Source organism: Lyngbya sp. PCC 8106 (genome assembly GCF_000169095.1).
Classification (GTDB): domain Bacteria; phylum Cyanobacteriota; class Cyanobacteriia; order Cyanobacteriales; family Microcoleaceae; genus Capilliphycus.
In genome coordinates this window covers 75729-102523 of sequence record NZ_AAVU01000005.1, presented here as the reverse complement: position 1 = coordinate 102523, position 26795 = coordinate 75729, and the positions used below count along the sequence as shown (strand labels likewise).

Annotated in this window: 20 protein-coding genes and 1 tRNA gene; 13 read left to right on the top strand and 8 right to left on the bottom strand. The window is 40.6% G+C overall.

The genetic code is table 11. The features are described 5' to 3' along the window. Positions 1 to 578 precede the first annotated feature (578 nt). Complete coding sequence (locus L8106_RS05170) at positions 579 to 2588, top strand: adenylate/guanylate cyclase domain-containing protein (RefSeq protein WP_009783161.1); 2010 nt, start codon at positions 579 to 581, stop codon at positions 2586 to 2588. Here the strand turns inward: L8106_RS05170 and L8106_RS05165 are convergent. The 3 genes from L8106_RS05165 to L8106_RS05155 are packed head-to-tail and all read right to left on the bottom strand — an operon-like array spanning position 2585 to position 4207. Then, positions 2585 to 3277, bottom strand: a complete 693-nt coding sequence (locus L8106_RS05165; protein ID WP_009783160.1) for a hypothetical protein — start codon at positions 3275 to 3277, stop codon at positions 2585 to 2587. The two genes, L8106_RS05170 and L8106_RS05165, sit on opposite strands and share 4 nt — an antisense overlap. Positions 3278 to 3288: 11 nt before the next feature. Beyond that, on the bottom strand, positions 3289 to 3828 hold the full coding sequence (locus tag L8106_RS05160) for a GIY-YIG nuclease family protein (RefSeq protein ID WP_009783159.1): 540 nt from the start codon (positions 3826 to 3828) through the stop codon (positions 3289 to 3291). Positions 3829 to 3886: 58 nt separating this feature from the next. Beyond that, complete coding sequence (locus tag L8106_RS05155; RefSeq protein ID WP_009783158.1) at positions 3887 to 4207, bottom strand: hypothetical protein; 321 nt, start codon at positions 4205 to 4207, stop codon at positions 3887 to 3889. A 255-nt stretch (positions 4208 to 4462) separates the two neighbouring features. On the opposite strand from L8106_RS05155, the gene L8106_RS05150 reads away from it, so the two are divergent. After that, positions 4463 to 5158: a hypothetical protein gene (locus L8106_RS05150; protein ID WP_050779073.1), complete on the top strand. Its 696-nt coding sequence runs from the start codon at positions 4463 to 4465 to the stop codon at positions 5156 to 5158. 36 nt (positions 5159 to 5194) lie between these two features. On the opposite strand, the gene L8106_RS05145 is transcribed toward L8106_RS05150, so the two are convergent. Further along, complete coding sequence (locus tag L8106_RS05145; protein ID WP_009783156.1) at positions 5195 to 5482, bottom strand: DUF2470 domain-containing protein; 288 nt, start codon at positions 5480 to 5482, stop codon at positions 5195 to 5197. A gap of 78 nt (positions 5483 to 5560) precedes the next feature. Next, entirely contained in the window at positions 5561 to 6580 is a 1020-nt protein-coding gene (locus L8106_RS05140) for an aldo/keto reductase (RefSeq protein ID WP_009783155.1), read from the bottom strand. A gap of 447 nt (positions 6581 to 7027) precedes the next feature. Here L8106_RS05140 and L8106_RS05135 point away from each other — a divergent pair, with 447 nt between their 5' ends. From L8106_RS05135 to L8106_RS29380, 4 genes are all read left to right on the top strand, one after another. After that, entirely contained in the window at positions 7028 to 7759 is a 732-nt protein-coding gene (locus L8106_RS05135; RefSeq protein WP_009783154.1) for a DUF502 domain-containing protein, read from the top strand. A 111-nt stretch (positions 7760 to 7870) separates the two neighbouring features. Continuing rightward, complete coding sequence (gene nusB / locus L8106_RS05130; RefSeq protein ID WP_009783153.1) at positions 7871 to 8503, top strand: transcription antitermination factor NusB; 633 nt, start codon at positions 7871 to 7873, stop codon at positions 8501 to 8503. 159 nt (positions 8504 to 8662) lie between these two features. After that, on the top strand, positions 8663 to 10393 hold the full coding sequence (gene recN / locus L8106_RS05125; protein WP_009783152.1) for a DNA repair protein RecN: 1731 nt from the start codon (positions 8663 to 8665) through the stop codon (positions 10391 to 10393). 387 nt (positions 10394 to 10780) lie between these two features. Continuing rightward, positions 10781 to 14164 (top strand): ExeM/NucH family extracellular endonuclease, encoded by a 3384-nt coding sequence (locus tag L8106_RS29380; protein ID WP_009783151.1) that lies wholly within the window; start codon positions 10781 to 10783, stop codon positions 14162 to 14164. Between the two features lie 736 nt (positions 14165 to 14900). Here the strand turns inward: L8106_RS29380 and fabF are convergent. Both fabF and acpP read right to left on the bottom strand, forming a co-directional pair. Beyond that, positions 14901 to 16154 (bottom strand): beta-ketoacyl-ACP synthase II, encoded by a 1254-nt coding sequence (fabF, locus tag L8106_RS05115; RefSeq protein WP_009783150.1) that lies wholly within the window; start codon positions 16152 to 16154, stop codon positions 14901 to 14903. Between the two features lie 320 nt (positions 16155 to 16474). Further along, positions 16475 to 16720, bottom strand: a complete 246-nt coding sequence (gene acpP / locus L8106_RS05110; RefSeq protein WP_009783149.1) for an acyl carrier protein — start codon at positions 16718 to 16720, stop codon at positions 16475 to 16477. A gap of 261 nt (positions 16721 to 16981) precedes the next feature. Between acpP and L8106_RS05105 the strand changes: the two genes are divergently transcribed. The 3 genes from L8106_RS05105 to glmS all read left to right on the top strand — a co-directional run bounded on the left by L8106_RS05105 (position 16982) and on the right by glmS (position 20863). Next, the gene (locus tag L8106_RS05105) at positions 16982 to 17890 is read left to right on the top strand and encodes a CoB--CoM heterodisulfide reductase iron-sulfur subunit B family protein (protein ID WP_009783148.1); all 909 of its coding nucleotides are present in this window, start codon (positions 16982 to 16984) and stop codon (positions 17888 to 17890) included. Positions 17891 to 18181: 291 nt separating this feature from the next. Further along, positions 18182 to 18427: a photosystem I iron-sulfur center protein PsaC gene (psaC, locus tag L8106_RS05100; RefSeq protein ID WP_009783147.1), complete on the top strand. Its 246-nt coding sequence runs from the start codon at positions 18182 to 18184 to the stop codon at positions 18425 to 18427. A gap of 492 nt (positions 18428 to 18919) precedes the next feature. Further along, a complete protein-coding gene (gene glmS, locus L8106_RS05095) occupies positions 18920 to 20863 on the top strand; it encodes a glutamine--fructose-6-phosphate transaminase (isomerizing) (RefSeq protein WP_009783146.1) in 1944 nt (647 codons plus the stop codon). 357 nt (positions 20864 to 21220) lie between these two features. On the opposite strand, the gene L8106_RS05090 is transcribed toward glmS, so the two are convergent. Beyond that, positions 21221 to 21302, bottom strand: a tRNA-Leu gene (locus L8106_RS05090). A gap of 525 nt (positions 21303 to 21827) precedes the next feature. Here L8106_RS05090 and L8106_RS05085 point away from each other — a divergent pair. The 4 genes from L8106_RS05085 to L8106_RS05070 all read left to right on the top strand — a co-directional run bounded on the left by L8106_RS05085 (position 21828) and on the right by L8106_RS05070 (position 26573). Further along, positions 21828 to 23105, top strand: coding sequence for an NAD(P)/FAD-dependent oxidoreductase (locus L8106_RS05085; protein WP_009783145.1), 1278 nt, complete (start codon positions 21828 to 21830; stop codon positions 23103 to 23105). 55 nt (positions 23106 to 23160) lie between these two features. Continuing rightward, a complete protein-coding gene (locus L8106_RS05080; RefSeq protein ID WP_009783144.1) occupies positions 23161 to 23658 on the top strand; it encodes a hypothetical protein in 498 nt (165 codons plus the stop codon). A 14-nt stretch (positions 23659 to 23672) separates the two neighbouring features. After that, a complete protein-coding gene (locus L8106_RS05075) occupies positions 23673 to 25028 on the top strand; it encodes a DCC1-like thiol-disulfide oxidoreductase family protein (protein ID WP_009783143.1) in 1356 nt (451 codons plus the stop codon). Positions 25029 to 25604: 576 nt separating this feature from the next. After that, positions 25605 to 26573, top strand: a complete 969-nt coding sequence (locus L8106_RS05070; RefSeq protein ID WP_009783142.1) for a protochlorophyllide reductase — start codon at positions 25605 to 25607, stop codon at positions 26571 to 26573. Positions 26574 to 26795: the final 222 nt, after the last annotated feature.

Here is a 26795-nt window from a genome sequence, read left to right as displayed (position 1 = left end):
ATGCTTACTTTCAACTAAACTCTTAGCAAAAACCAAAAAAGTTTTCGGTTCTGCACCTTATTGTCTATCAGGTTTTCCCTTTTTGGGAAGTGGGGAGTGACCCATCAAGACATCAATACATCAGGGGTATCTTCACCTAAAATACATTACAAATGTTTACTGCGTTAATCTATCTGTAGCGAGCAGTTATCACTTGTTATAACACTAAATTTATAATTCAATCAAGCTTCTAAATCTATACAAATTTCCCAAAAAAGCTACAAAATCGCTTCATAGACAACAAATTAATTAAGTCCGATCTCAAATCAAATATTTGTACAATTTTTAGTGAGAGAGAAAATCAAAATAGTCCTTTTTTCTGTGAATAACTCTACTCAACTCTCTTAGACCCATCCAGTTTTCAGACTGTCCAGGTGAGTGACACACAACGATTAAAATTTCGATACAGTAAAATAGATAGACTAATTTTGACATTTCTTGACATTCCAACAATGTTCACAAAATTTAGGGAGGCGAATTTTGACTCTAGCCAACATCGGAATGCTGGTTCTCAATTAACAACTCCGAAATATTCACCTATGCCATCCAAGCTAATTTTTCGTCAATTTGCCAATGGTATACCTAAATTACCTCTGCGTTTTGTACTGGTTGTTCCCTTTTTAATCCAGATTTTTGCCGCAGTCGGGTTAACGGGGTGGCTTTCATTTAGAAATGGATCAAGTGCTGTTAACGATTTGGCAACTCAGTTACAAGTTGAACTCAATCATCGGATTCAACAAGAACTGAATACTTATCTAGAAATGCCACATTTAATTAATAAAATTAATGTTGATGCGATTCGTCAAGATTTAATTAATTTAGACCAAGTTGACCGTCTCGAAGGTTATCTTTGGAACCAAATGCAGCAATTTCCCACAGCAAGTTATGTCGGGATTGGCACCAGTCAGGGTGAATATGTTGGTGCAAATCGTTATGATGATGGCTCGATAGAATTTGATGTTTTGACAGAAAATACCGATCAAAAACTGCAAAAATGGCTAGCAGATAGTCAAGGAAATCGCACCGAATTAGTCAGTGAACAAGACAACTATGACCCGAGAAATCGACCCTGGTATCAGTCTGCAACTTATTCTAGAAAACAGGTTTGGAGTGAAATTTATGCTTACTTTGGATCTAAAGCTTTAGTCGTTTCTGCAAATCAACCGATTTATGATCAACAGGGAAATCTTTTAGGCGTTGCTAGCACTGACTTAACCTTAGAACGAATTAGCGAATTTTTGAGTCGTTTAAAAATTGGCAAAACCGGACAAACTTTTGTGATGGAACGCAACGGGGTTTTAGTTGCGACTTCTACCTTAGAAGAGACTTTTACAGTGATTTCAAAAAACTCCGAACCTCAACGACTCAAAGCGGTTGATAGTCGAAATTTATTAACTCATGCAACGGCTGAATACCTGATCGAACATTTTGGCAGTTTAGAGAATATTCAGACTCAAACTCAACTTACTTTTCAACTCAATGGACGGCGAGAATTTTTACAAGTGACTCCGCTTTCTGATTCCCGAGGAATTGATTGGCTGATTGTGATGGTTGTTCCGGAATCAGATTTTATGCAACAAATTAATGCAAATACTCGCCTCACTATTTTACTCTGTATTGTGGCTTTGATTTTAGCGACTGGATTTGGAATTTTAACGACTCGTTGGATAGCTAAACCGATTTTAAGACTCAGTGAAGCCAGTCAAGCCATTGCCAGGGGTGCAAAATCAGCAAAGGCTAGTAGTGAACTTCATCAAAAAGTAACTATTGAATCCATCGAAGAATTAGGGATATTAGCCAGTTCTTTTAATACGATGACACAACAACTACAGGAATCTTTTATTACCTTAGAACAACGAGTTGAAGAACGAACTGCTGAACTCCGTCAAGAAAAAGAACGATCTGAACAGCTTTTACTAAATATTTTACCAAAAGCCATTGCTGAAAAACTCAAAAAAGACCAAAAAGCGATTGCTTCTGCTATCGAAGAAGTGACAATTTTATTTGCAGATATTGTCGGGTTTACACCTTTATCTGCACGAATTCCCCCGATAGAATTGGTGAGTTTACTGAATGAAGTTTTTTCTATTTTTGATCGATTGGCAGAAAAATATAAATTAGAGAAAATCAAAACAATTGGTGATGCTTATATGGTTGTCGGAGGATTACCTTTACCTCAAGCTAATCATGCCGAAGCTATTGCCGATATGGCTTTGGAAATGCAAGCCGAAATGAGTCGCTTTCAAACTACTTCAATTTTAGGAATAGATGGACTCGAAAACTTTCAAATTCGGATCGGAATTAACACAGGTTCGGTTGTCGCAGGTGTGATTGGAATTAAGAAGTTTATTTATGATCTTTGGGGAGATGCAGTTAATATTGCATCCCGGATGGAGTCTTCTGGATCACCTGGACGTATTCAAGTTACTGAAGCCACTTATGAACGGTTAAAGGATGAATATTACTTGGAAAAACGGGGTTTAGTTGAGATCAAAGGTAAAGGTAAAATGAATACTTATTGGCTACTGAAAAAACAGGATAATTTTTAATCGATAGTTGTTTTAAATAGTCTCAACATCTGATTTCCACCTTTTTGAAACTCATAAGCAACAGGTTCAATTTCAACCCTCCATCCTTGCTGCTGTAAATTGCTGATCACCGGACTCAAAAAAGGAGAAAGATTTCCACTAAGTTCTAACAACGGAAAAATTCTAACTTCTCGCGCGACTCTACACAATTCTAACACAGATTCGAGATGAAAATCTTCTGATAAATGTTGAGAATAGCTAAACAGTAAATGACTATTCAAGGCGAGATCAAATTGTTGAGAATTAAAGGGTAATTTGGGTAACTCGGCGGTGACATAACGTTCTTCTGCTTTTCCCAGAGAAAAATCTTCTAAAAATCTTTGCATCGCCTCCATTCTCAACTCTCCTAAATGTTCAGGAGACTTGATATTATTCCAAACATAATTTTCTTTATTTTGATGGAGTTGTTCGACAACTATTGAGTAAGTTTCTTGAATACGCTGGTTAATTTTAGAGGCTGAAAATTGATAAATCGGATCACAAGAAATAACCCGATATCCTCGCCGTTTCATGTCTACATTGAAGCTAGCAGGGCCACCCGCACAGTCTAAAATTGAACGTTCTAAATCCTCGGGAGTCAAGGCAAACATTTCTAGATAATCTTCAAAACTACGTCCCCAAGGAATAATATTACTGAGTTGAAATCCCATATTGATCTCCTTTATTTCAAATCTAATAAACCACTTGTTTTCAGTTTGGGATTAAAGCGAATTTCTGCTTGTAAACCCCGTTCTTTGAGTTGGTCTAAAATCTGAGCTTCAATTCGTCTCGAAACTTTTTTTAAATGCTTTTCTTTGTCAATTTCATCAAGATGATTATAGGTTTTATTTTCCTCCTCACTCATCAATGGTTTCACATTAATCGGTTGATTCCATTGTTCGATTTGTTCTCCATTTCCAACCGGAACTGAACCATTTTCAGTGATCCAAGCTTGTCGTATTTCTTCTAAGATTGTCCGACTTGGACGGTCAATCGTTTGAACTTTTACCCAATAACAGCCTTGAGGTTGCCGCACGAGATGCTGTTTTAAACTGAGATAAATATCGCGAGAATATCCGACATATTGCAAGACTTGATCAGCATCAAAAATAGCATAAACTCCGATTTTTCCTTGTAAACTTTCTGGAAGTTGACCTTGTTCGTTAATATAGGAAATAGAGTCTAAACTGGCTAAGGTGGGAATTTCGGCTTGAGTTGTCATTTTGAGATCAGGTTAAAAATAATTTACGTTTGAGAAATTGAGCTAAGTTTTATTAACTTTAAACGAGGCGATAAATCGCACATAAACGACTGGGCTGGAAAATTTTTGCTTGAAACATAAAGTTAGGTGGAACGTTGACAATAATATAATCTTCAGATTCGTGATATTGTTCAAATTCCCTGGGCATTCCTTTCGGAGTTTGCACACTGTAAGGAATGGGTTGAAATAAAAGTTCGGTAAATTCTACCGCTTTTCCATTCACTGGCTGACTAACTTGATTGAGAAAACTTTCACTTGTGAGTAAGTTAAATAATATGGTTTTTACTTGCGGATCGAGGATAAAATCAGCATCAAAATTTTCTACAATTCTTATACGCATTACACAATCGCCTAATACTTGACAAGCGGAACAAATGATGATGAAACAAACAAATCCTGAAGTCTGGCTTGCTGTGTCTGCAAATGTCCCTGAGATCATCTTAGGACGATTGGGGACAGTTCCCAACTGTTAAACGGAAATAAAAATGTGAAGTATTATTAAAAAAGACGAACACCGAAAAAGTCACCCAAATAGACTGTATCCTGATTTTGGCATCAATTTTAGTGATCAGTCCCCGTTTAGGTTAGCATTGCTTTGTTACTGTTTGCTCTAGCGATCGCCATGCACAATAGAGAAACTTCCTCAACACCCTCACAAACATCAACAGATTGGTGGAAAATCGCCGAATACAGTGCTGTCGTCGGTTCAACCATCGGTTCTATCGTTACTGCTGCATGGTATAAGCAGATTTTATATGCTGCAACTCCAATCAGCGCTGCATTATGGTTAAATTTAATTAATCGACAACGGTTTGAACAACAAGTTCGACAGTATAGCGAATCTGCGATCGCCGATGTGCATACAGTTGTCCAATCTCTACAGGAACAGGTGCAAAATATACCTGCTGAACCGACTGAACTCGATCCCATTACTGAAGTTTTAACAGAGTTACAGCGTGTGACCCAAAGTTTAGAACATGATGTGATTCGACAGCAAGATTGGGAAGTGATAAATGTTCGCCTCAAACTCATAGAAGAAGCGGTAGAAGCGGTGAAACAAACTCCTGTTTCTGATCATGTCCCTCTGACTTCTGACTACTCTACAGACCCTCTAGAGTCCGATATTACTCCTCTCGTATCTTCTGATCACGAAGGGAAACTTCATGTCAAAATCAATCAGCTTCATCGACAAATCGTGAAACTCGATCAGCAAAATCGAGATGTGGTCAAACCCTATCTGATCCGTTTAACGAAAGCGATCGACAAACTACAAAATACTCAAAAAAACTAATATTTTTATTCTAAATCATTGAAAAATTTTACCCTGTTACTTAGACATTTTTCGAGCTTGTTTAACCATCTCAATCAGGGTATGATGAGCATCTTCCGAATTTTCTAGCGTGTGATCAAATGAAACTCGTAACGGGGTTGATTTGGCTTCAACTAAAGCGGTGAGATCCATCCCTTCTGGGTCAATAGAAACCAGACGAGCAGAAGTTGCATTCGGAGTTTTAGCATAGACTTTAGCATAGAGTAAAATCGCCTCGGCGTGATCATCATTCATATGAGCGCAAATGCGATCGCTAATTTCAGGGGTAATCGGTTCTGCTGACATGGTTTAACTTCGCCTCACTTTTCGTTTTATCTATAATACAACACTCACAAATAGAGTGCAAAAAATTTCCACATTTCCTTAGCGGCGATATTCATCTCCACAATCTCCAATGATTTGAAATAAATCCTGAGAGTTGTCAGTTATTGTCTGAATGCTTTGATGATCTTCTGCATCTAAACTCAATTCAAAGACATGAGCATTTTCTTTGAGATGTTCAGAAATTCCTAAACGCGCCCCGATCATTGTTCCAGCAACCGTTGGTTGGTCTAAAATATAACGAACAGCTACATTCGGAATCGTAACTTGATGTTTATCTGCGATCACCTTGAGAGTTTGTAATAACTCCTGAAAAAGACTCCAACCGCCCCAAGCATCAATCATATTTTTGTATTTTTTCAAGCTAACAGTTTCTAGGTTTAAATTTTGCGGTTCCGGTTGGTTTAAATACTTTTCCGATAAAAATCCTCCACACAAAACCCCATAAGGCAAAAGTTTAATCTCCTGTTTTTGACAATATTCAATCATCTGATTTACGGGGCGACGATCTACCAAAGAAAACTGAACTTGATTAGAAACAATCTTAATCCCATTCTCAACAATAATTTTTAAATGTTCAGTATCAAAGTTAGTTAAAGCCAGATGTTTGATCTTCCCTTCAGTTTGCAATTGGCTCATGTGTTGTAGCGCGTCTAAATAACTTTTATCGCGGTAATCCCACCAATGAAACTGTAATAAATCGAGGCTGTCTACTCCCATACGTTGACGAGAGATATCAATATTTTTTTCAACAACAGATCGGGTCATTTTACCGGGTCGAGGCACCCATTTTGTAAAGGCTTGTAGGTTAGATAAAGCATCTTCACCCCGTTGATGAAGCAGTTGTTTGCGAAACTCCCCAATAAAATCTTCAGCCGGGCCATAATGATCCGCCAGATCCCAAGTTGTATACCCAGCATCGAGATACTGAAACATACTATCAATCGCCGATGAGGGGTTAATGCGTCCGTGAGAACCTGAAACTTGCCACATCCCATTTAAAATGCGACAGATGTTTAAATCATCCGTAAATTGATAGCGACTAGAGGACGATAGGATCATGTTCGTTTGTGATGTCAAAAACACACTCTCTAGTTTAAGGAAAAATTGTCCCTAAATTTCAGGGGAAGTCGGGAGATGAAAAAAATGGGTCACGGGTTACCTTAAAGACTGTTTCCCAAGATACAGTTAGCTAGCATACAATGATTAAATCGACTTAAAGCGAGTTCGAGGCTACATCAACGGATATCAACGACCTCGGAAGCTAAATCGAGAGTCACCAGACTTCTAGGAGTCTGATCAACGTTGCAATAATTCTTTACAATTGTTAAAAGTAATATGTATAACTCAAGTCTATGATCCCAATCCAACCGCAAACTTGAGCTAAGGATATTATCAAACCCACTAAAATAATAGATGATGTCCACTAAAAGCCCTATAGAGTCTCGAAAACCAATAATAGATCAACCATCGATAGACCCAATACAACAAGAGGAGAGTGGACGCTCTGTGTTCCAACGCTTAAAACAAGACTTCAAAAATGACCTAATCGCAGGTTTATTAGTCGTTATCCCCCTGGCAACGACTATCTGGTTAACAATTACCATCGCCAGTTCGGTGATCGAGTTTTTGACGCGAATTCCTAAACAGGTCAATCCCTTTGATGGGCTGCATCCAATTTTAGTCAATTTACTCAATGTCGTTGTTGGATTAGCTGTTCCTCTACTCGGAATTTTGTTTATTGGGTTAATGGCCCGTAATATTGTCGGTCGGTGGTTACTCGATTTTGGAGAACAGGTACTCCAAGCAATACCGCTAGCGGGTTCAGTCTACAAAACCCTTAAACAACTTTTAGAAACCCTACTCAAAGACTCTAACGATAAATTTCGTCGTGTCGTACTCGTCGAATATCCCCGTCAGGGAATTTGGACACTCGCTTTTGTCACGGGGAATGTCAGTGAGGAAATCCAAACCTTGATGACTCAACAAATGATCAGCATTTTTATTCCCACAACTCCCAATCCCACGAGCGGATGGTATGCTGTTGTTCCCTGTAATGATGTGATCAACCTTTCGCTAACCGTTGAAGATGCTTTTAAAATAATCGTATCGGGAGGAATCGTTAACTCAGTCTCACCGACCAAACCCACCCAGACCCCTCCGGTCAAAGAGGAAAAACTTGAACGTTTAATCCCAAACGAGAACCGACTACAACCTGTACCATTAGATGAAGAAGGATAGATTCATTAACCCTTGAGTCTGTTTCTCCAAACTCAATTCAAAATGGAAAAATTTAAAATTCCATTCATTCTCAATTTGCTCGTTTAACACTACTATTTACTGGGGAATTCTATGCAAGCTCGTCGAAGCGCTCGTGAACTGGCTCTGTTGGGAATTAGCCAACTCCCAAGTAGCCCTGAAAAACTCGCCACTCAACAAATTCAAGATATCATGTTGGCTGTTGTCCGAACTCTGGCCAATGAAGGTCAAGAATCCTTAGAAACTGCAATGGTTGAACTGCAACGAGGAAGTGATCGGTTGGCGGGAAGTCAATTCCGAACCAACGATCTCCAAAGTGCTAGAGCGATGGTTCAAGAAGCAATAGAACTAACACAAACTGCCATTAATCGTTTGGGAATCGCGGCGGAGTTTCCCGAACTAATTCAACTGTCTCGACAAGAAGAAGTTGCGGCTTATGCTATCGAGATTTTAACAGAAATCCATGCTCGTCGTACAGAAATTGATGAAATTTTAAATCAGGCGTTGGTAGATTGGCAAATCAACCGTTTACCTCGCATTGATCGCGATATCTTAAGAATTGCGGTCACAGAATTATTGTACTTAGGAACTCAAGAGCAAGTCGCCCTCAATGAAGCGATAGAACTGGCAAAACGCTATAGCGATGAGGATAGCTATCGATTTATTAATGGTGTATTACGGCGTGTTCTTGATCAATTAAAAGCAGATGCCGTAGTGTCGAATTAGCTTTTACAGAGGGGGAGTTCTCAACTCCTTAATTTTATTTTTATTAAAGCCTGATCTTTGACCTCTTGATCTAAAATTTGAAGTGCGAATAAATTGATCGGCTTTTATTCTAAATTTTTAGACTCTATTGATGAAACTTAAAATCAGTAAAATATTAAAATGCTACTATCGCTGCGGATTGATAATTTTGCACTGGTTGATCATCTCGATCTAGAACTGGGATTAGGTTTAAATGTTTTTACCGGAGAAACTGGAGCAGGAAAGTCTATTATTCTGGATGCGATTGATGCAGTTTTAGGCGGAAAAGTAGATCGCCGGGTAATTCGTACAGGGGCTAAACGAGCAATTTTAGAAGCGACTTTTGAAGTTGAACCTCTGATCTCAAGTTGGTTAGCTGAACAAGAAATAGATCTCGTCGATGGAACACTCGCCGTCTGTTCTCGAGAAATCACATTATCTGCTGGAAAACTTCGCACTCGTTCTCGTTTAAATGGCATTTTAATCAGTCGAAAACTATTAGATGAAGTTCGCGATCGCTTTGTGGAAATCACCGCCCAAGGTCAAACGTTACAACTAAGTCAACCCGGTTTACAACGAGAATGGTTAGACCTCTATGGAGGAACGGATTTAATCGTTGCAAAACAATCCGTTGCTACTGCTTATACTCAAGCTAAACAAGCTCAAAATATCCTAGAAAATCGCCGTCAGTTTGAACAGCAACGTTTACAAAGATTGGATTTATTACAATATCAAACCCAAGAATTAGAAGCAGCAGATTTAACCGATGCGGATGAATTAGAACAACTCAAACAAGAATCAATTCGCCTCAGTCATGTCGTTGAACTGCAACAACAAAGCTATAAAATCTATCAGGGATTGTATGAAAACGATCAGGGAAAAGCCGCCTCAGATCTTCTCTCTCAAGCGGAAAAGATCTTAACCGATATGGTGGAATATGATGCTCAACTGCAACCGATTTTAGCAATGGTAGAAGATGCGTTAGCCCAAGTCATAGAAGCCGGACGACAAATTAGCAGTTATGGTGAACAACTCGAATCTGATCCGCAACGACTCCAAGAAGTAGAAGATCGCATTCAACAGCTTAAACAAATTTGTCGAAAATACGGCCAAAATCTAGCCGAAGTGATTGCTTATTACCAGAAAATACAAGCCGAACTCAAAGACTTACAAACAGGTGAACAGTCTCTTGAAGCCCTGGAAAAAGACTATCAAGAAGCAACTCAAAAGTTAGTTTTAGCTTGTCAAAATTTAACTCAACTTCGTCAAAAAACCGCTTATAAACTAGAAATTCATCTGATCAAAGAACTCAAACCCTTAGCGATGGAAAAGGTAAAATTTCAAGTCGAAATACATCCCATTGAACCCACGATCACAGGTGCCGATCAAGTCGAATTTTGCTTTAGTCCGAACCCTGGCGAACCTCTACAACCTCTCGGTGAAATTGCATCTGGTGGAGAAATGAGTCGGTTTTTGTTAGCATTAAAAGCTTGTTTTTCAGAAGTCGCAGGTTCAGGAACTTTGGTCTTTGATGAAATTGATGTCGGTGTTTCAGGACGAGTCGCCCAAGCCATTACCCAAAAGTTACATCAACTTAGTCAGCGCCATCAAGTCTTATGTGTAACTCACCAACCTATTGTTGCTGCGATGGGAGATCGTCATTTTCATGTTGAAAAAGAAGTGATTGGTGATCAGATTTCTAACGGAGGATCAGAACAAAGAACCGTTGTCCGAGTCACTCAACTCAATAATAATCAACGCCGAGAAGAATTAGCACAGTTGGCGAGTGGACGTTCCGCCCAAGAAGCGATCGCATTTGCCGAATCTTTGCTGACTCAAGCCGATTCTTTGCGGGAATTTCAGGCCAATTAATCGATCAAATGACTCAAAAAACTCCTGAAATTTAAACCCAATATAAAGATCCTGTAAAAAATCAACGAAAATCAATATTGTTTACGAAGCCTTAACTTCAAATTAACCTTTAACCGATAACTTAAATATTAGTGAATTCACGGAAGTCAATTCATTCACTTTTACAGAATGAATGCAATGATTTCAAAGGTTGAATCCCAAAAAAGCAGAGTTTGCTTTTGTGAATTGGGCTGATTAATTCTTTCTAGGTGAAGGTAAAAACAACACAATTAAGTGTATACAAATATCGAGAAAACTAGAAAATAGTTCTCGTTAAGCAGTCTTATTTTTTAGACTTTTAATCAGATTATCCCTCAAAATCACTTCCAAACCAATCAGGAAAATTTAATGGCAACAACACTCTCACCAGGCGACATCGCAATTGTTGGTTTTAATTTTGACAACCCAGATGAATTTGCCTTTACACCCTTAGTCAACCTCAGCACAGGCACAGAAATCAATTTCACCGATAACGGTTGGCAAGCTGCGGGTACTTTCAGAGCCAATGAAGGAACCTTTACTTGGACAGCATCAACAGATATTACTGCCGGAACAATTATTAATCCTGCCGTTAGTAGTGTTGCATTTTCAGCCGATGGCGATCAGATTTTAGCCTACCAAGGAACTGACAGCAACCCGAGCTTTATTTATGCGCTAAACAGTGAAGGCAACCCCGGAATATGGCAGCCAGACTCCAGCAGTTCCAATACATCCGCCCTGCCAACAGGCTTAGTAAATGGTGAAACAGCAGTCGCTTTAGATGAAATTGACAACGCCATTTATACAGGTATTACTTCTGGTACACAAGCAGAATTATTAGCTGCCATTAGCGATAATTCTAATTGGTCTGGAGATAATACCAACAGACAAACCATGCCAACAGACTCGTTTACAGTGGGTGGTAGTGGCTCGAACCTCGTCATCAATGAAGTATTGGGTAGCACCACTGGCACTGATGTCGAGTTCATCGAGTTATTTGGTGAAGCGGGAACATCCCTTGATGGTCTGAGCATTATCGTGGTAGAAAGTGATGCGGGTTCAAGCAATGGTACGATTGATAGCCAGGTCGATCTAGGCGCAGAGGATGCGATCGGCGATAACGGCTTTTTCCTAATTGGCAACACCGCAATTCTGGAGAGCAGTGTTTATGGTGTAACGCCTAATCAGGAAATTGATTCTAACTTCATCGAAAACAGCAGCTACACAATTGCCCTGGTAGAAACCAGCAGTCTGACAGGCAACAATATTTCTGGTAGCGAAGTGGTTGTCGATACCGTGGGTGTAACTGACGGTGGCGCTACAGATTCTTTCTTCTTTAACGCTCCAGTGTTAGGCCCTGATGGTTCTTTCTTACCTGCGGGTGTCCGTCGTGTAGTCGATGGTGTTGATACTGATACAGTTAATGACTGGGTTTTTGGTGATTTCAATCTTGGTTCTGACAATACCCCGACTGCTGGAACAAGTGATAATGGTGGTGGCGGTGGTATTGGTGAAACTACACTCATCAGTGCTGTTCAAGGGAGTGGCGCAGCTAGCCCTATAGTTGGTCAAACAGTCACCATTGAAGCGGTTGTTGTAGGAGACTACCAGGATGGCACTAGCGGAACCAATGGCGATTTGAATGGTTTCTTTGTTCAAGAAGAAGATAGTGATGCAGACGCAGATCCTTTAACCTCTGAAGGTCTGTTTATCTTTGATGGCACTCCAGCAGTAGACGTGAATATCGGAGACGTTGTTCAAGTCACAGGAACAGTTGGGGAAGCCTTTGGACAAACTCAACTCGCATCACCAAGTATTACAATTGTTAGTTCTACTAACCCTCTACCCACTCCTGCGACAGTTAATTTCCCCGTTACAGCAGTTGAGGAACTAGAAGCTTTTGAGGGAATGGGAATAACAATTCCTGATACCCTATTTGTCACAGAATATTTTAATCTAGATCGGTTTGGTGAAATCGTATTGTCTTCTGACGGAGCAAGTAACGAAGCCGGAACCGATGGTCGTCTGGAACAATTTACTGATTTTAATGCTCCAGATGTCGCAGGTTTTGCAGCTTATCAAGATGAAATTGCCACGCGAAGAATTGTTCTAGATGATGGTCAAACCGTTCAAAATCCCAATCCAATTATTCATGGTCGAGGTGGCAATCCCCTGAGTGCGACCAATACTCTGCGAGGGGGCGATACTGTTAACAACTTATCTGGTGTTCTCAGTTTTGGCTTCGGCGACTACCGAATTCAACCTGTTGATCCTGTTGACTTCCAACCCACCAATCCTCGTCCTGCAACACCCGAAGATGTGGGCGGAGACCTGAAGGTTGCCAGTCTCAACGTTCTCAATTTCTTCACCACTCTAGATGTATCGGGTAATCCTGGCAGTGGCCCCAATAGCCTTTCACCTCGTGGTGCCGATAACCAAGCTGAGTTTGACCGTCAGCTTGAAAAGTTGGTGACAACTCTCGAAGATATTGATGCGGATGTTGTGGGTTTAGTTGAGTTAGAGAACGAGTTTGGCGGTGATCAAAACGGTGACGGTCAGTTTGCAATTGATACATTGGTTAATGAACTTAATAACCGAGTCGGTGCCGGAACTTATGCTTATGTCGATCCGGGTGTTCCTTTTGTAGACACAGGTGATGCGATTTCCGTTGGTGCAATTTACAAAACTAACAGCGTTCAGATTGCTCCCGGAACAAGCGTAGAAATCCTCACAGATTCCGATCTACCTGCTCTCGGTTTGGGTGGTACGGTATTTGACGGAGTTGACACCAACCGCGCTCCCCTCGCTGTCAGCTTTGAAGAACTCAGCACAGGTGAAGTATTTACCCTCGCTGTTAATCACTTTAAATCTAAAGGTGGTACTGGATCGGGTGACAATGCAGATATTGGTGATGGTCAGGGCAACTTCAATGGTACTCGTCTGCGGGGTGCTGAAGCTCTAGATGCTTGGTTAAATAGTGACCCGACGGGAAGTGGAGATAGTGATTTCCTCATCGTTGGTGATTTGAATGCTTACGCCCAGGAAGACCCGATTACTTTCCTAGAAGCAGAAGGTTACACGGACTTAATCGAAGAATTTGTTGGTGATGATGCTTACTCCTTTGTGTTTGATGGTCAGTTTGGCTATCTTGACTATGGTTTAGCAAATCAATCCCTGTTGTCTCAGGTCACAGGTACAACAGAATGGCACGTTAACGCCGATGAACCGGATGCCTTTGACTACAACCTGGATTTTGGACGCGATCCCAGTCTATTCGACGGTCAAGACCCATTCCGCAATTCTGACCATGATCCTGTCATTATTGGTTTGGATCTCGAAAGTATTACCCCTGGAGAAGTTATTAATGGAACCGCAGGTCGAGATAATTTAACGGGTACTGATGGCGATGATACTATCACTGGATTCCAAGGTAAAGATACCTTACTTGGCGGAACAGGAAATGATGAATTGTTTGGCAATAACGGTTCAGATGTACTCGAAGGCGGTTTGGGAGACGATCAACTCACAGGCGGAAATGGCCCGGATCTCTTTGTGTTAGCCGCAGGTGAAGGAACCGATACCATTATCGACTTCGAGACACCCGACGAGATCGGATTATCTGGAGGGTTAAGCTTCTCTGACCTCACCTTCTCGGGTAATAATATTGTCGTGACTTCGACTTCGGAAGTGCTGGCAACCTTAGATGGTATGGATGCGACCAGTTTAACAGCAGGTGACTTTGTGAGTGTTTAAGCTGTAGTGAACTTTCCGCAGAGGAAAATCGGGTTACCAAAAATTGCCGCACACGCCCCTACCTTCAGGTAGGGGGATATAAGGCTCTTTCTAATGCTATAATAACTCTACTGGCAGGGTATTCAACCAGTTTAAAAACCCAGCATCTAATCGATGCAATGAACCTTGAAAACTTAAGGTACGGGGTTCTTGCCAGGAATGCTTTGGCCATATAAAACCTTAAAGCACCAAGTACAGAGAATCAAGCATTTTTTTCTCAAGTACGGTAGGGCATACCGAAACTATCTCTGAAATGGGATGAACGACTGGGGAGACGAACCCCTCTGGAGTAGGTTAGGAAACTAGCTTGCTGTAAGGGTTGTCAATGAATCAGTAATCCAAAGTCGTGAGGCTTGGAGAATCCCCTTTCTTTAGAAATGGGGAGTATGTCAAAAGTTAGCCCGATTTAATGATCAAAAAATGGTAATAAAATGATCTGAAATCTGGTTAATTAGTTTTCGGAAGTTATTATTATCAGTCACCAATGAAAACAGGTTAATCCCTCGCTCAATATACGTCTATTATCCACCCGGATTTCCGATGACGTTTTGTTGAGTTATCGGGATGGGGCGTATTTATTCAACTTTAGTCAGAGATAGTTTAGAGAACCCGCCCTACAGTATTTTTTTAATCTTTTTAAGAAACCCAGTAACTCTGGAAAAACTGGGTTTCTCTATCGCTATCAGGTGAACAAACTCTAGGGTTTAAATTTGCGAAATGCCAGTGTCACGTTATGTCCGCCAAACCCAAAAGAATTAGAAAGAGCCACTTCCACAGGTTGACTACGGCTAACATGAGGAACATAATCTAAATCACATTCAGGATCAGGGTTTTCTAAATTAATCGTCGGCGGAACCCGATCGTTCGCGATCGCCAGGACTGTCGCCACCGCTTCAATTCCTCCCGAACCGCCCAGTAAGTGGCCTGTCATCGATTTTGTTGAGCTAACTGCAATATTATAAGCGTGTTCACCCAGAGCCGTCTTAATAGCTGCGGTTTCTGTCGGATCATTGAGTGGTGTGCTAGTACCGTGAGCATTCACATAACTAACCATATCGGGTGTTAGCCCCCCATCTTTAAGTGCGAGAGACATCGCTCGTGCTGCCCCTGCCCCACCCGGTACGGGAGAAGTAATATGATAAGCATCGCAAGTCATCCCATAACCGACAATTTCTGCATAGATACGAGCGCCACGAGAGAGAGCATATTCAAGTTCTTCTAAAACTAAAATCCCAGACCCTTCACCCATAACAAATCCATTGCGATCGCGATCAAATGGACGACTAGCATGAGCCGGATCATCATTACGAGTAGAAAGGGTACGGGCGGCAGCAAACCCGGCAACAGACAAAGCAGTCACCGCCGCTTCTGTTCCGCCACAAATCATGGCTTGGGCGTAGCCTCGCTCGATTAAACGAAACGCATCACCGACTGCATTTGATCCAGCAGCACAAGCTGTAACGGTGCAAGTATTCGGCCCTTTTGCCCCGGTATGAATTGCAGTGAGTCCGGCTGCCATATTCGCAATCATCATCGGAATCATAAACGGACTGCACCGATCCGGGCCACGAGTCAAATTGATTTCTTGTTGATCTTCGAGAACTTTCAGGCCTCCGATTCCAGTACCGATGATCACACCAACCTGTTCTGCATTCAAGTCATCAATCACGAATCCCGCATCGGTGATCGCCTGCTTACTTGCAGCTACAGCAAATTGGGCAAAACGATCCATCCGTTTAGCTTCTTTGCGCGTGATGTAGTCACAAGGATCAAATCCTTTCACCTCGCCTGCAATGCGACAGTCGTGTCGTGAAGCATCAAATAAGGTGATCGTATCGATACCATTGCGGCCTCCCTGCAATCCTTCCCAATACTCGGCGACTGTATTTCCGAGGGGAGTAATTGCCCCCAGACCCGTTACAACAACGCGCTTGCGGTTTATCTTATCCATGATTTTTATTTCAAGCAGTTAACCACCCAAAATGCAGAACATTGGCGCTCTACAATTATTTGTTATCAGTTAGTTATTCTCAGTATTGGGGTTGGAGTTTTCTCTCAACCCTGTGGTGAGACTTTTGCAGATCAAGTCTATTGAGTCATCAAGACCAGCTTCTCCCTCTGGGATTTTTTCCCTTATTGTTCTGAGACTGTTTATTGCTTGCAGGTCACAGTTCAACCCGGAAGTCAGTCCGGTGAATTGTCAAAGCTGGTGCCGCCGAGAGCGAGTTGCTCAAAGCAAGCGTTTGTGATGCCATCCGGCTTGAAAATAGCTTAGGTAGAGGCTTTGACTTGTTTGTCAATATAATCTACTGCTGCTTGTACAGTCTCAATTTTCTCGGCTGCCTCATCGGGAATTTCAATCCCAAATTCTTCTTCCAATGCCATCACCAGTTCAACGGTATCTAGGGAATCTGCTCCTAAATCGTTGACGAAGTTGGCTTCAGGCTTGACTTCGCTGTCCTCAACTCCGAGTTGTTCGGCTGCGATTTTTTTTACTTTTTCAAAGGTATCACTCATACTTGTTATTTCCTTGGTTTGAATGCCGCGTATACCATATTATCGGAAAGCGCGATCGCTGCGTTAATGATTTCTAGGTTTTTACGATTACCCCGTCAGCTTTGTCATTCTTCATTCTTTTTTTATGCCGAGCGCGGAATTTGCAAGAGAACATGGATTGTAGGGGTGGGTTTAATCTAGATAGATGTTACCAACTCAGAGTCTATATTAACCTGCCCTGGGTTGTACCCTGTTTGGCACGATTAGGAGAACACTAGCCTCATGTCCAAATCTCAAAAATTAAGATACGCTTATTTTCCCGGATGTGTCGCTCAAGGGGCTTGTCGGGAACTTTATCAGTCTACAGCGATTTTGACTCAAACTCTTGGGATTGAATTGGTCGAACTCAAGAAAGCCTCTTGCTGTGGGTCAGGTACGTTTAAGGAAGATTCTCAACTTCTCGAAGATACGGTCAATGCTCGTAATATTGCTTTAGCTGAAGAACTAAAATTACCGTTGTTGACTCATTGCAGCACTTGTCAGGGCGTCATTGGTCGGGTTGATGAACGCCTCAAAGACTTTCAGGAAAATGATCCGGCTTCTCTAGAACAAATTAATCATTTACTCGCCAAAGAAAGCTGTTCACCCTATACCGGAACAACTGAGGTTAAACACTTACTCTGGGCGCTGGTTGCAGACTATGGTTTAGAGGAAATTCAACGTCGGGTGACGCGGAAGCTATCCGGGTTGAAATGTGCTGCGTTTTATGGCTGTTATCTGTTACGCGCTCAAACGACTCTCCCCTATGATGATCCTCATCAACCTGAGTCGATGGAAAATGTATTTCGAGCCATTGGGGCGACTCCGGTTTATTATCGCGGACGGACTCAATGTTGTGGTTGGCCGCTTTCGAGTTACGCTACTGACCAATCGTTTCAAATGGCGGGGAACCATATTACTGAAGCAATTGATTTAGGGGCTGACTGTATGGTTACGCCTTGTCCGTTGTGTCATCTCAATCTTGATTCTCGTCAACCCGAAGTCGAAAAGGTGATTGAGCGATCGCTTGGTTTGCCCATTCTACACCTTCCCCAACTCGTGGCGCTCGCACTGGGGATTGAACCGAAAAAACTGGGTTTAGACCGTCATATGGTTTCGACTCAACCTGTTTTGCAAAAGTTAGGACTTTAGACAGTGAAGCGTTAACACTCACCCGTCACCCGTGAAAACAGTGATCAGTTTCCGAGATGATTGTGAATTCCTGAACTTCTGATTTCTGACCTCACGATCTCTGATTGACCCTGCCCCTCGCCCCGAACATAATATTACGGAGTCTAAAGTTTTATCGCCTTGTGTATCTTGCGTGCTAAACACTAGGGTAAAGTGACGGAATATATACGATAATTCAGCTCTAGAACTTGTCATAAAATCTACACCGTTGTAGATTCTGTCAAACTTGAGATCCTTTGGAGAACTTATTCAATGTCTCATTCAGTCAAAATTTACGATACCTGTATTGGTTGCACTCAGTGCGTTCGGGCTTGTCCCCTAGATGTTCTTGAAATGGTTCCCTGGGACGGTTGTAAAGCGAGTCAAATCGCATCTTCTCCCCGTACAGAAGACTGTGTGGGTTGCAAGCGCTGTGAAACAGCTTGTCCGACTGACTTCCTAAGCATTCGGGTCTATCTCGGACCTGAAACGACCCGTAGTATGGGTCTGGCTTACTAAGCATCTAAAACTGACCAACAGTTCATCTGAACTTATTTTTCATCCGCCATTTCTAGGCGTGATAGTTATAGAGAGGGAGAATACACTTCCTCTCTATTTATATAAGAAGTCAAAATCTCCCCATTTCCCGATCTCCCCATCTCCCAAACAGTCATTTGTCGCGAATGTTAAGAGATCTCAAGTCATCGGTACTCCGGTGATGACCGCATTTCGCGATGAAGAAACTTGACGTTTGACCATCAAACCCGTAGCTTAAGTTAGAATCAGTCCAAACCTGATTCCTGAAATTTCCGCAGTATAGTGAACTAGGCTTATCCAAACTGAATCGAAACGGGGGAAAAAGCAACAGGGTCACGGATTCATCAATACATATTCCTGATCTATATCCCATCTGGTGCAACAATTGGCGTAAACAGAATCCGAGATGTTGTAGTTTACTCCGTTTCTTGATTTGTATCTAAATTTATTCTTCGTAGGAGTTAACAAACCCAGATGTGTGGAATTGTTGGTTATATCGGAACTCAAACCGCTACTGAAATTCTGTTGAGTGGCTTAGAAAAACTTGAATATCGGGGCTATGACTCCGCCGGACTCGCAACGGTTTCCGATGGTAAAATTCGTCAAATTCGAGCCAAAGGTAAACTCTATAACCTTCGTAACAAACTCGCCAGCACAGAAATGTTAGCGAATATCGGGATTGGTCATACTCGTTGGGCGACTCACGGAAAACCGGAAGAACGCAATGCTCACCCTCATCTTTCTCCTGATGGTAAAGTTGCGGTGGTTCAAAATGGGATTATCGAAAATTATCGTGAATTACGAGAAGAACTCAAAAGCAAAGGATATGAGTTCAAATCAGATACCGATACTGAAGTTATTCCTCATTTAATTGCTGAATATCTGTCTGAACCGTCTGCTGAGAATGCTGTTTGTTCTCCTTCTACTTTTGTTGAAGCAGTTCGATGTGTAGTGAACCGACTCAAAGGTGCTTTTGCTATTGCAGTTATTTGTGCAGATTTTCCGAATGAATTAATTGTCGCTCGTCAACAGGCACCCCTTTCTATTGGTTTAGGTCAAGGGGAATTTTTCTGTGCTTCTGATACGCCTGCTTTAGTTCCTTATACGCAAACGGTTCTGAGTTTAGAAAATGGTGAACTCGCCCGTTTAACCTATTTGGGTGTTGAGGTTTATAGCTTTGCAGGGGAACGTCTCAATAAAATGCCTCGGATTCTGGATGTGAGTCCAACTCTGGTGGAGAAACACTCCTTTAAACATTTTATGCTCAAAGAAATTCACGAGCAACCGGGAGTGGTGCGAGATTGTTTACAAGCTTATATTAATAACAATTGGGATATTGAATTTGATCCCCAAAAAACGGATCAGTTACATCCAGCAACTGTAGAGATAAACCAATCCCCGATTGAGTTGGGTTTACCTGATGAACTATTAGAAAATCTCGAACAAGTCCAGATTCTTGCTTGTGGTACCAGTTGGCACGCTAGTTTAGTCGGGAAATATTTACTCGAACAATTAGCTGATTTACCCACAACTGTAGAATATGCTTCTGAAGCGCGTTATGCACCTTCGCCGCTCAGACCCAATACACTCATTATTGGTGTAACTCAATCGGGAGAAACGGCCGATACTTTAGCGGCTTTATCGATGGAAAAGCAGCGTCGTTTAAATGCACCGACTCAGTTTAAACCTCGATTATTAGGGATTACAAATCGCACGGAAAGTTCACTCGGTCAATTAGTCCCTCATCTGATTAATACTCGTGCAGGTATTGAAATTGGGGTGGCAGCTACGAAGACGTTTACAGCCCAGGTTATTGCTTTTTATCTCTTAGCCATTGATTTGGCGTGGCGACGTAAAACGTTATCTCAATCTCGCGTCCAAGAATTGATTAAAGGCTTGCGAAAACTGCCGTCTCAAATTGAACTGATTTTAAATACTCAAGGGACTAAAATTGAGGAGTTTTCTCATCGGTTTACGGATACGAAAGACTTTATATTTTTAGGGCGAGGAATTAATTTTCCAATTGCCTTAGAAGGCGCGTTAAAACTCAAAGAAATTAGTTATATTCATGCCGAAGGTTATCCCGCTGGAGAGATGAAACACGGGCCAATCGCATTATTAGATAAAGATGTGCCTGTTGTGGCGATCGCAATGCCTGGAAGTGTGTATGAAAAGGTGATTTCTAATGCCCAAGAAGCTAAAGCCAGAGATGCCCATTTAATTGGGGTAACAGCAAAAGAAACTTTAGAAGAATCGGATGTTTTTGATGATATTTTACCTGTTCCTTTTGTCGATGAATTGTTGTCACCTATTTTAGCCGTGATTCCGTTACAACTCTTGGCTTATTATATTGCTGCTCGTCGGGGTTTAGATGTCGATCAACCTCGTAATTTAGCAAAGTCGGTAACAGTTGAATAGTTGTTATTTTAAAACTGAAAAAATAAAATTTTTGTGGGTGTTTTGATTTTTTTAATACACCCGCGAAAACTCGCTTTAGTGTTGAAAAATTGTCAGATTTGTATTAAACTTAGATCAGATATCGTTACTTCTACGTTCACTTGACCAAGTTATATAGCTGATAGATGATGTCTTCCCCTGCGTCCCGTTTCTGGATGATTGGAACGAGTGGGAGAAATGTTAGCTTATAATGCAAAACTGACGATTAATTCTTTAATGGACAAGACTCTTGTAGTCTGGGTAATTATTGGGTAAAAAGCAAGTAACTCAAACTGAGTAAAAACTTGAAATAACGTATTTACAAGGGTTTAAGGTAAGTGCGGACGAAAGGACTTGAACCTTCACACCTTACGGTACTAGAACCTAAATCTAGCGCGTCTACCAATTCCGCCACGTCCGCTGGTTGCTAGTATTCTATTATAACACAACTCAGTCCATAAGCTGCAATAAATTTGAGGGAAGATAGAAAGGGCTGAAGCCACAAGGTCTCAGGCGGAGAAATGCGATCACTTCTCATTCCGAACAAATAGATTGATGGACAGTCTACTGATGAGAGGATTAAGTCAAGGTTTTATCCGAATTGAAAACTCGCAATCCATCTCTAAAAGGTACCATCATAAAATGATTTATGAAAAACCATTGAGCTAAAATTAAATCCCTTCTACGAAAAGGATGATTTATTTATATAGTCTGTTATCTAGAGATTAAAGTATCTAGATTTAGGGGGAAATACTTAAGGATTTTCTGATGATTTCTATTAAATAGTTGGCTTTTAAAACAATTTATACAAATTTTACGAAAGCTTTACATTTATTTCTTGATAACTTTACATAAATACCTTTAATTTAGTCCTGTTAACAAGATACATTCAATTATATTGTTTAATCTTTTTGACTCGTATCCTCTCCTGATAGGAACTGTATATATGTTGCAAGTTGGCAAATCTGAGTACAGAACTTCAAGCCGAATTTGTATTCTCGGTGGTGGCTTTGCTGGATTATATACAGCCTTGTACTTAGATCGTCTATCTTGGTCTAAAGGGAAAAAGCCGGAAATTATTCTAATCGATCAAAAAGATCGCTTTCTCTTTACTCCTTTTCTCTATGAATTAATTACCGGAGAACTCCAAACCTGGGAAGTAGCTCCCTCCTTTCAAAAGTTATTGATGGATACAGATATTAAATTTCATCAAGGAACTGTAAAAGGGATTGATTTACAAGAACATCAAATTCAACTGCAAGATGGCGATCCTTTATTGTACGATTATTTAGTGTTAGCAGTTGGCAGACGAAGCTATTCTGATACCGTTTCAGGTGTCCCAACTTATACTTATGCTTTCCGAACCCTAGAAGATGCGATACGTTTGCAGGATAAACTACATATTCTTGAAAATTCTATCCAGTCTAAAATTCGAGTCGGAATTATTGGAGGTGGTGCAAATGCAGTCGAATTAGCAGGTAAATTAGTAGATCGTTTGGGAGAACGAGGGGAGATTTCCTTGATTATTCGAGGTAAAACAATTCTTAAAAACTTTTCTACATCTTGCCAAAAAGTAGCCTACCAATCGCTGATTTCTCGTGGTGTTCAAGTCAAGTTTGAAACAAAAGTGAATGCGTTAGATGAGGATTCTTTGACTCTGACACAAGGCGATCAAATCTATACTACTCCTATTGATTTAGTGATTGGAACGATGGGAACTCAAGCTAGAGAATGGCTGTATTTTCTTGAGTGTAAACATAATAGCCGAGGACAACTCCTGACTCAACCTACATTACAACTGCTTGATTATCCTGAAGTCTTTGCTTTGGGTGATTTAGCAGATATACGCAATCGCCGAGACGAACAAGTTCCCACAACCGCTCAAGCTGCATTTCAGCAAGGAAATTGTGCGGCTAAAAATCTCAAATTAGCAATTGAGAAACAGCCATTACGAGCATTCCATTATTTACATTTAGGACAAATGTTAACATTAGGAATTCACGCAGCAACTGTATCTAGTTTTGGGATTGAACTCACAGGATTTATCGCTTGTCTTAGTCGAAAATGTGTTTATATTCTTCTCAGAATGCCTACAATTTCCCATCGTTATGAAGTCGTTTGTTATCGATTAAAACACTTAGGCTTAAAAGGCTTTCAAATATTAACTCAAGAGTTAGGACAAGGACTTTCTAAATTCAGAAAAGCACTATCATTCTTTTTTTAGTTCTGTCTCTATTTAAGTATTTTTCACAAAAACAGTATTCATATAGGAAACAACAATGAAAACAGCACTCTCAATAAATCTCGAAAAAAATGCAAAGAAGCTTATCTCTCCTTTTATTCTTCTGTGTATAATTGTCCAAGCAGGGGCTGCGGTTAGATTATTTTGCTTAGGAAATATTTTTTCATTTTTACCTGCGGTTGTTAATGTAGGTTGTGATCCGGTACTTTATCCTTTTTTATCCTATGCAATGTATAGTAGTGCTAAGTATGAAGGAGAAACTGTTAAAAAGCATACGCTTATGGCTAAATTAACGGATGGAACAGAAGCAGTTTTTGACCATAAATCACTCGGAGTAAAAGATTACAAATTTAAAACCTATGCTGGTAATCTAGAAAAAGATGACAAGACATTATCGGAAGTTCTCAAAATGTATGAAGCTAAAAATGGAAAGCAAATTCAGGAACTCTTTTTAAATATTGACACTTATCAAATTACTAAAGACGGAATTGAAATTCTTCCTCAAAGTCTTACTAAAACTATATTTAAAAAATAATCTGGAGAAAAATTATGAGATTACAACATCATCAAAACTCAATTATAGCCGCATGGAACGCTTACTGGTTTGAGCCAGCTCCCCTGTTTAATCTTGCCATTTGTAGAATTATTTTTGTTAGCTTTCAACTTTTCCTAATTCTCCAACCTAACTATCTAAATGGGCTTTTTGAGCGAGCTTCATGGCCAGGAGCCGTTTATAATCCTTTACCTTTTGTTCAATTACTAACTTTACCTTTTGGCTCGAATCAACCCCCATCGGATATTTTTCTATGTATTATTTATGGGATTACAGTGGTAACAGGTGTTTTTGCCTTATTGGGTTTTAAAACAAACTGGAGTTTAATTCCGTTTTCTCTTGGCTGTCTCTGGACGCAAGAATATCTCTACTCTTTTGGGAAATATCATCATCCTGAAGCTTTAATGATGATGGCTCTATTTGTCCTTGCACTGAGTCCATGTGGTCGAGTTTTATCTGTTGATGACATTGTAAAAAGGATTAGATTTAACCACAATCAACGGAAGTTTGAAACTTTTAATATCATCAATGAAAATAGCAGTTTTTCCCGATGGCCACTACTGTTCATTCAGTGGATGTTTGCATTGGTTTATCTGAGTGCAGGACTAGCTAAACTAACGAATGATGGATTTGATTGGTTTAACGGGTACACACTACAATACTATTTACTATCGGATGGTTTGAGATGGGGAAGTGATTTGGGAGTTTGGTTAGCCCATAATCATACTATGGCTGTACTTTCTTCCTTTATGGCTGTTTGGTTTGAGGCTACTTTCTTTTTAGTGCTTATTTTTCCGAAGCTAGTCTGGATTTATATTCCTTTAGGAGCGTCTTTTCATATCGGTATTTATTTAGCCCAGAGAGCGCCTTTCTTCCAGTTTATTGCTCTTTATGCAGTGTTTATTCCTTGGGCTTCTATTGTTCAAAACTTCACTACTCGTCCCTGGTCTTCGACTTCAAACAATAAGCCAGAAATTCTCTATGACGGTCAGTGTCCTCTCTGCATTCGTTCAATGACAGTTTTGTGTTACTTTGATTGGTTTAACTGTATTATTTACAGTGATTTAGAAAAACGTTGGCAAACTCTCGCGGAAACTCATCCTCAAATTTCATTGCAAGCTTGTTTAGAGGAAATGCACTTGATTTTACCGAATGGATCGGTCAGAAAAGGATTTTTTGCCTTTCGAGAAATTTTGCGGTATATTCCAATATTGTCGCCGTTACGACTGTTTCTCTATCTTCCCGGTTCATCGACTTTTGGCCCTAAAATTTATACATTTGTCGCCTCTCGAAGACAACGTTTTAGTCAATGCAGTTTTGAAACTTGTTCGATAGATTCTCAGAAAAAATAAGCTAATTCTGATCATGGGTGTCACTGTTAGACAACTCGGCACAATGACACCTAAACTCAAAAAAATCTAAAGTCATTACAAACTCTAGACTTGATTTTCATCAGCCTGTAGTCAAACAAGATAGACAAAAAATAAGGACTGAGTAAATCACCCAGTCCCTTCAAACTACCCTCAAGTCTTTCTTGTCGATAAGGAACAAACAAACGCATTCATTCCTCTGAATTGTCACACGGAGCAATTAAGTTACACGACTATCTTTAGATAGACTTTGCAATTTTACTCTCTCTGTCGCAAGTAGGACAAAAGTGAATCCTCGTTTCGAGTCACCCGTTATTTCCATACTGGACACCTGAAAGCGGACACCTGTATTATTAAAACGTCAACGCTGTAACAGAGAAGGAAACAGTTTGTAATAGTTCTTCACTGTTGCTGTTTTCCAATAGCAGACAAGCTTTCTAAACCCTTCGCCTCAACATCGAAAGTGATCAGTGACTGAGAATGAGACAATATAATCTCGTAATTTAGTAGGATTAGATCCTGACAAAAATCAACAGCAATCTACTCAGTCTCAAGACTATGGAACAACATCAGAAGTCAACGGTCGTGATTACCGGAGCCTCCTCTGGAGTGGGTTTACAAGCCGCAAAAGCTTTGGCTAAAAAAGGCTGGTATGTGGTGATGGCTTGTCGGAATTTGGAGAAGACGGAAAAAGCGGCTCAAACGGTCGGAATCCCTGCTGACACCTATACTATCATCCCTCTCGATTTAGCCTCCTTGGAGAGTGTTCATCAGTTTGTGAAGACATTTCGCGAAAGCGGTAAGTCTCTTGATGCTTTAGTTTGTAATGCTGCGGTTTATCTTCCCCTAGAGAAGGAACCCCAACGAAGTGCAGATGGATATGAATTGAGTGTGGCGACGAATCACCTCGGACATTTTCTGCTGTGTAACCTGATGTTAGAGGATTTGAAGCATTCGGCGACTTCTGAACCTCGACTGATTATTCTCGGAACTGTTACCGCAAATCCCAAAGAATTAGGCGGAAAAATCCCGATTCCTGCACCTCCCGATTTAGGAAATATGCAAGGATTAGAAGCGGGTTTTCAGGCACCGATTTCTATGATTGATGGTAAAAAGTTCAAATCGGGTAAAGCCTACAAAGACAGCAAACTTTGTAATGTTTTAACCATGCGGGAGTTACATCGTCGCTATCACGAATCAACGGGAATTGTGTTTAGTTCTCTGTATCCCGGTTGTGTCGCCACAACAGCTTTGTTTAGAAATCATTATCCTCTGTTTCAAAAGATTTTTCCTTGGTTCCAAAAAAATATTACAGGCGGATATGTCTCGGAAGAACTCGCCGGGGAACGGGTGGCGATGGTTGTGGCTGAACCAGAATATAATACATCTGGTGTGTATTGGAGTTGGGGAAATCGACAAAAAGAAGGTCGTAAATCTTTTATGCAAGAAGTTTCTAATGAAGCCCTCGATGACAATAAAGCTGAGAAGTTGTGGAAATTGAGTGCTAAATTAGTCGGAATGGCATAATTTCTGTACCTGGAGTTGAGTTAAAAGTGCTTATAGTGTTCGCATTTTTTTCTCTGTTTTATAGTTTGATTATGTTTAAGATCGTGTTTTGAATGACACTAATTTTTGCTGAAGTTTCAGTGGCTCAGGTTGAATTCCTTGAGCCTTTTTTGTCTTCCAACTTTCCCGAGTTACCACTGTCTGAAAGATTGTAAATTTTGATTGCTGAACCCATTGCCAATC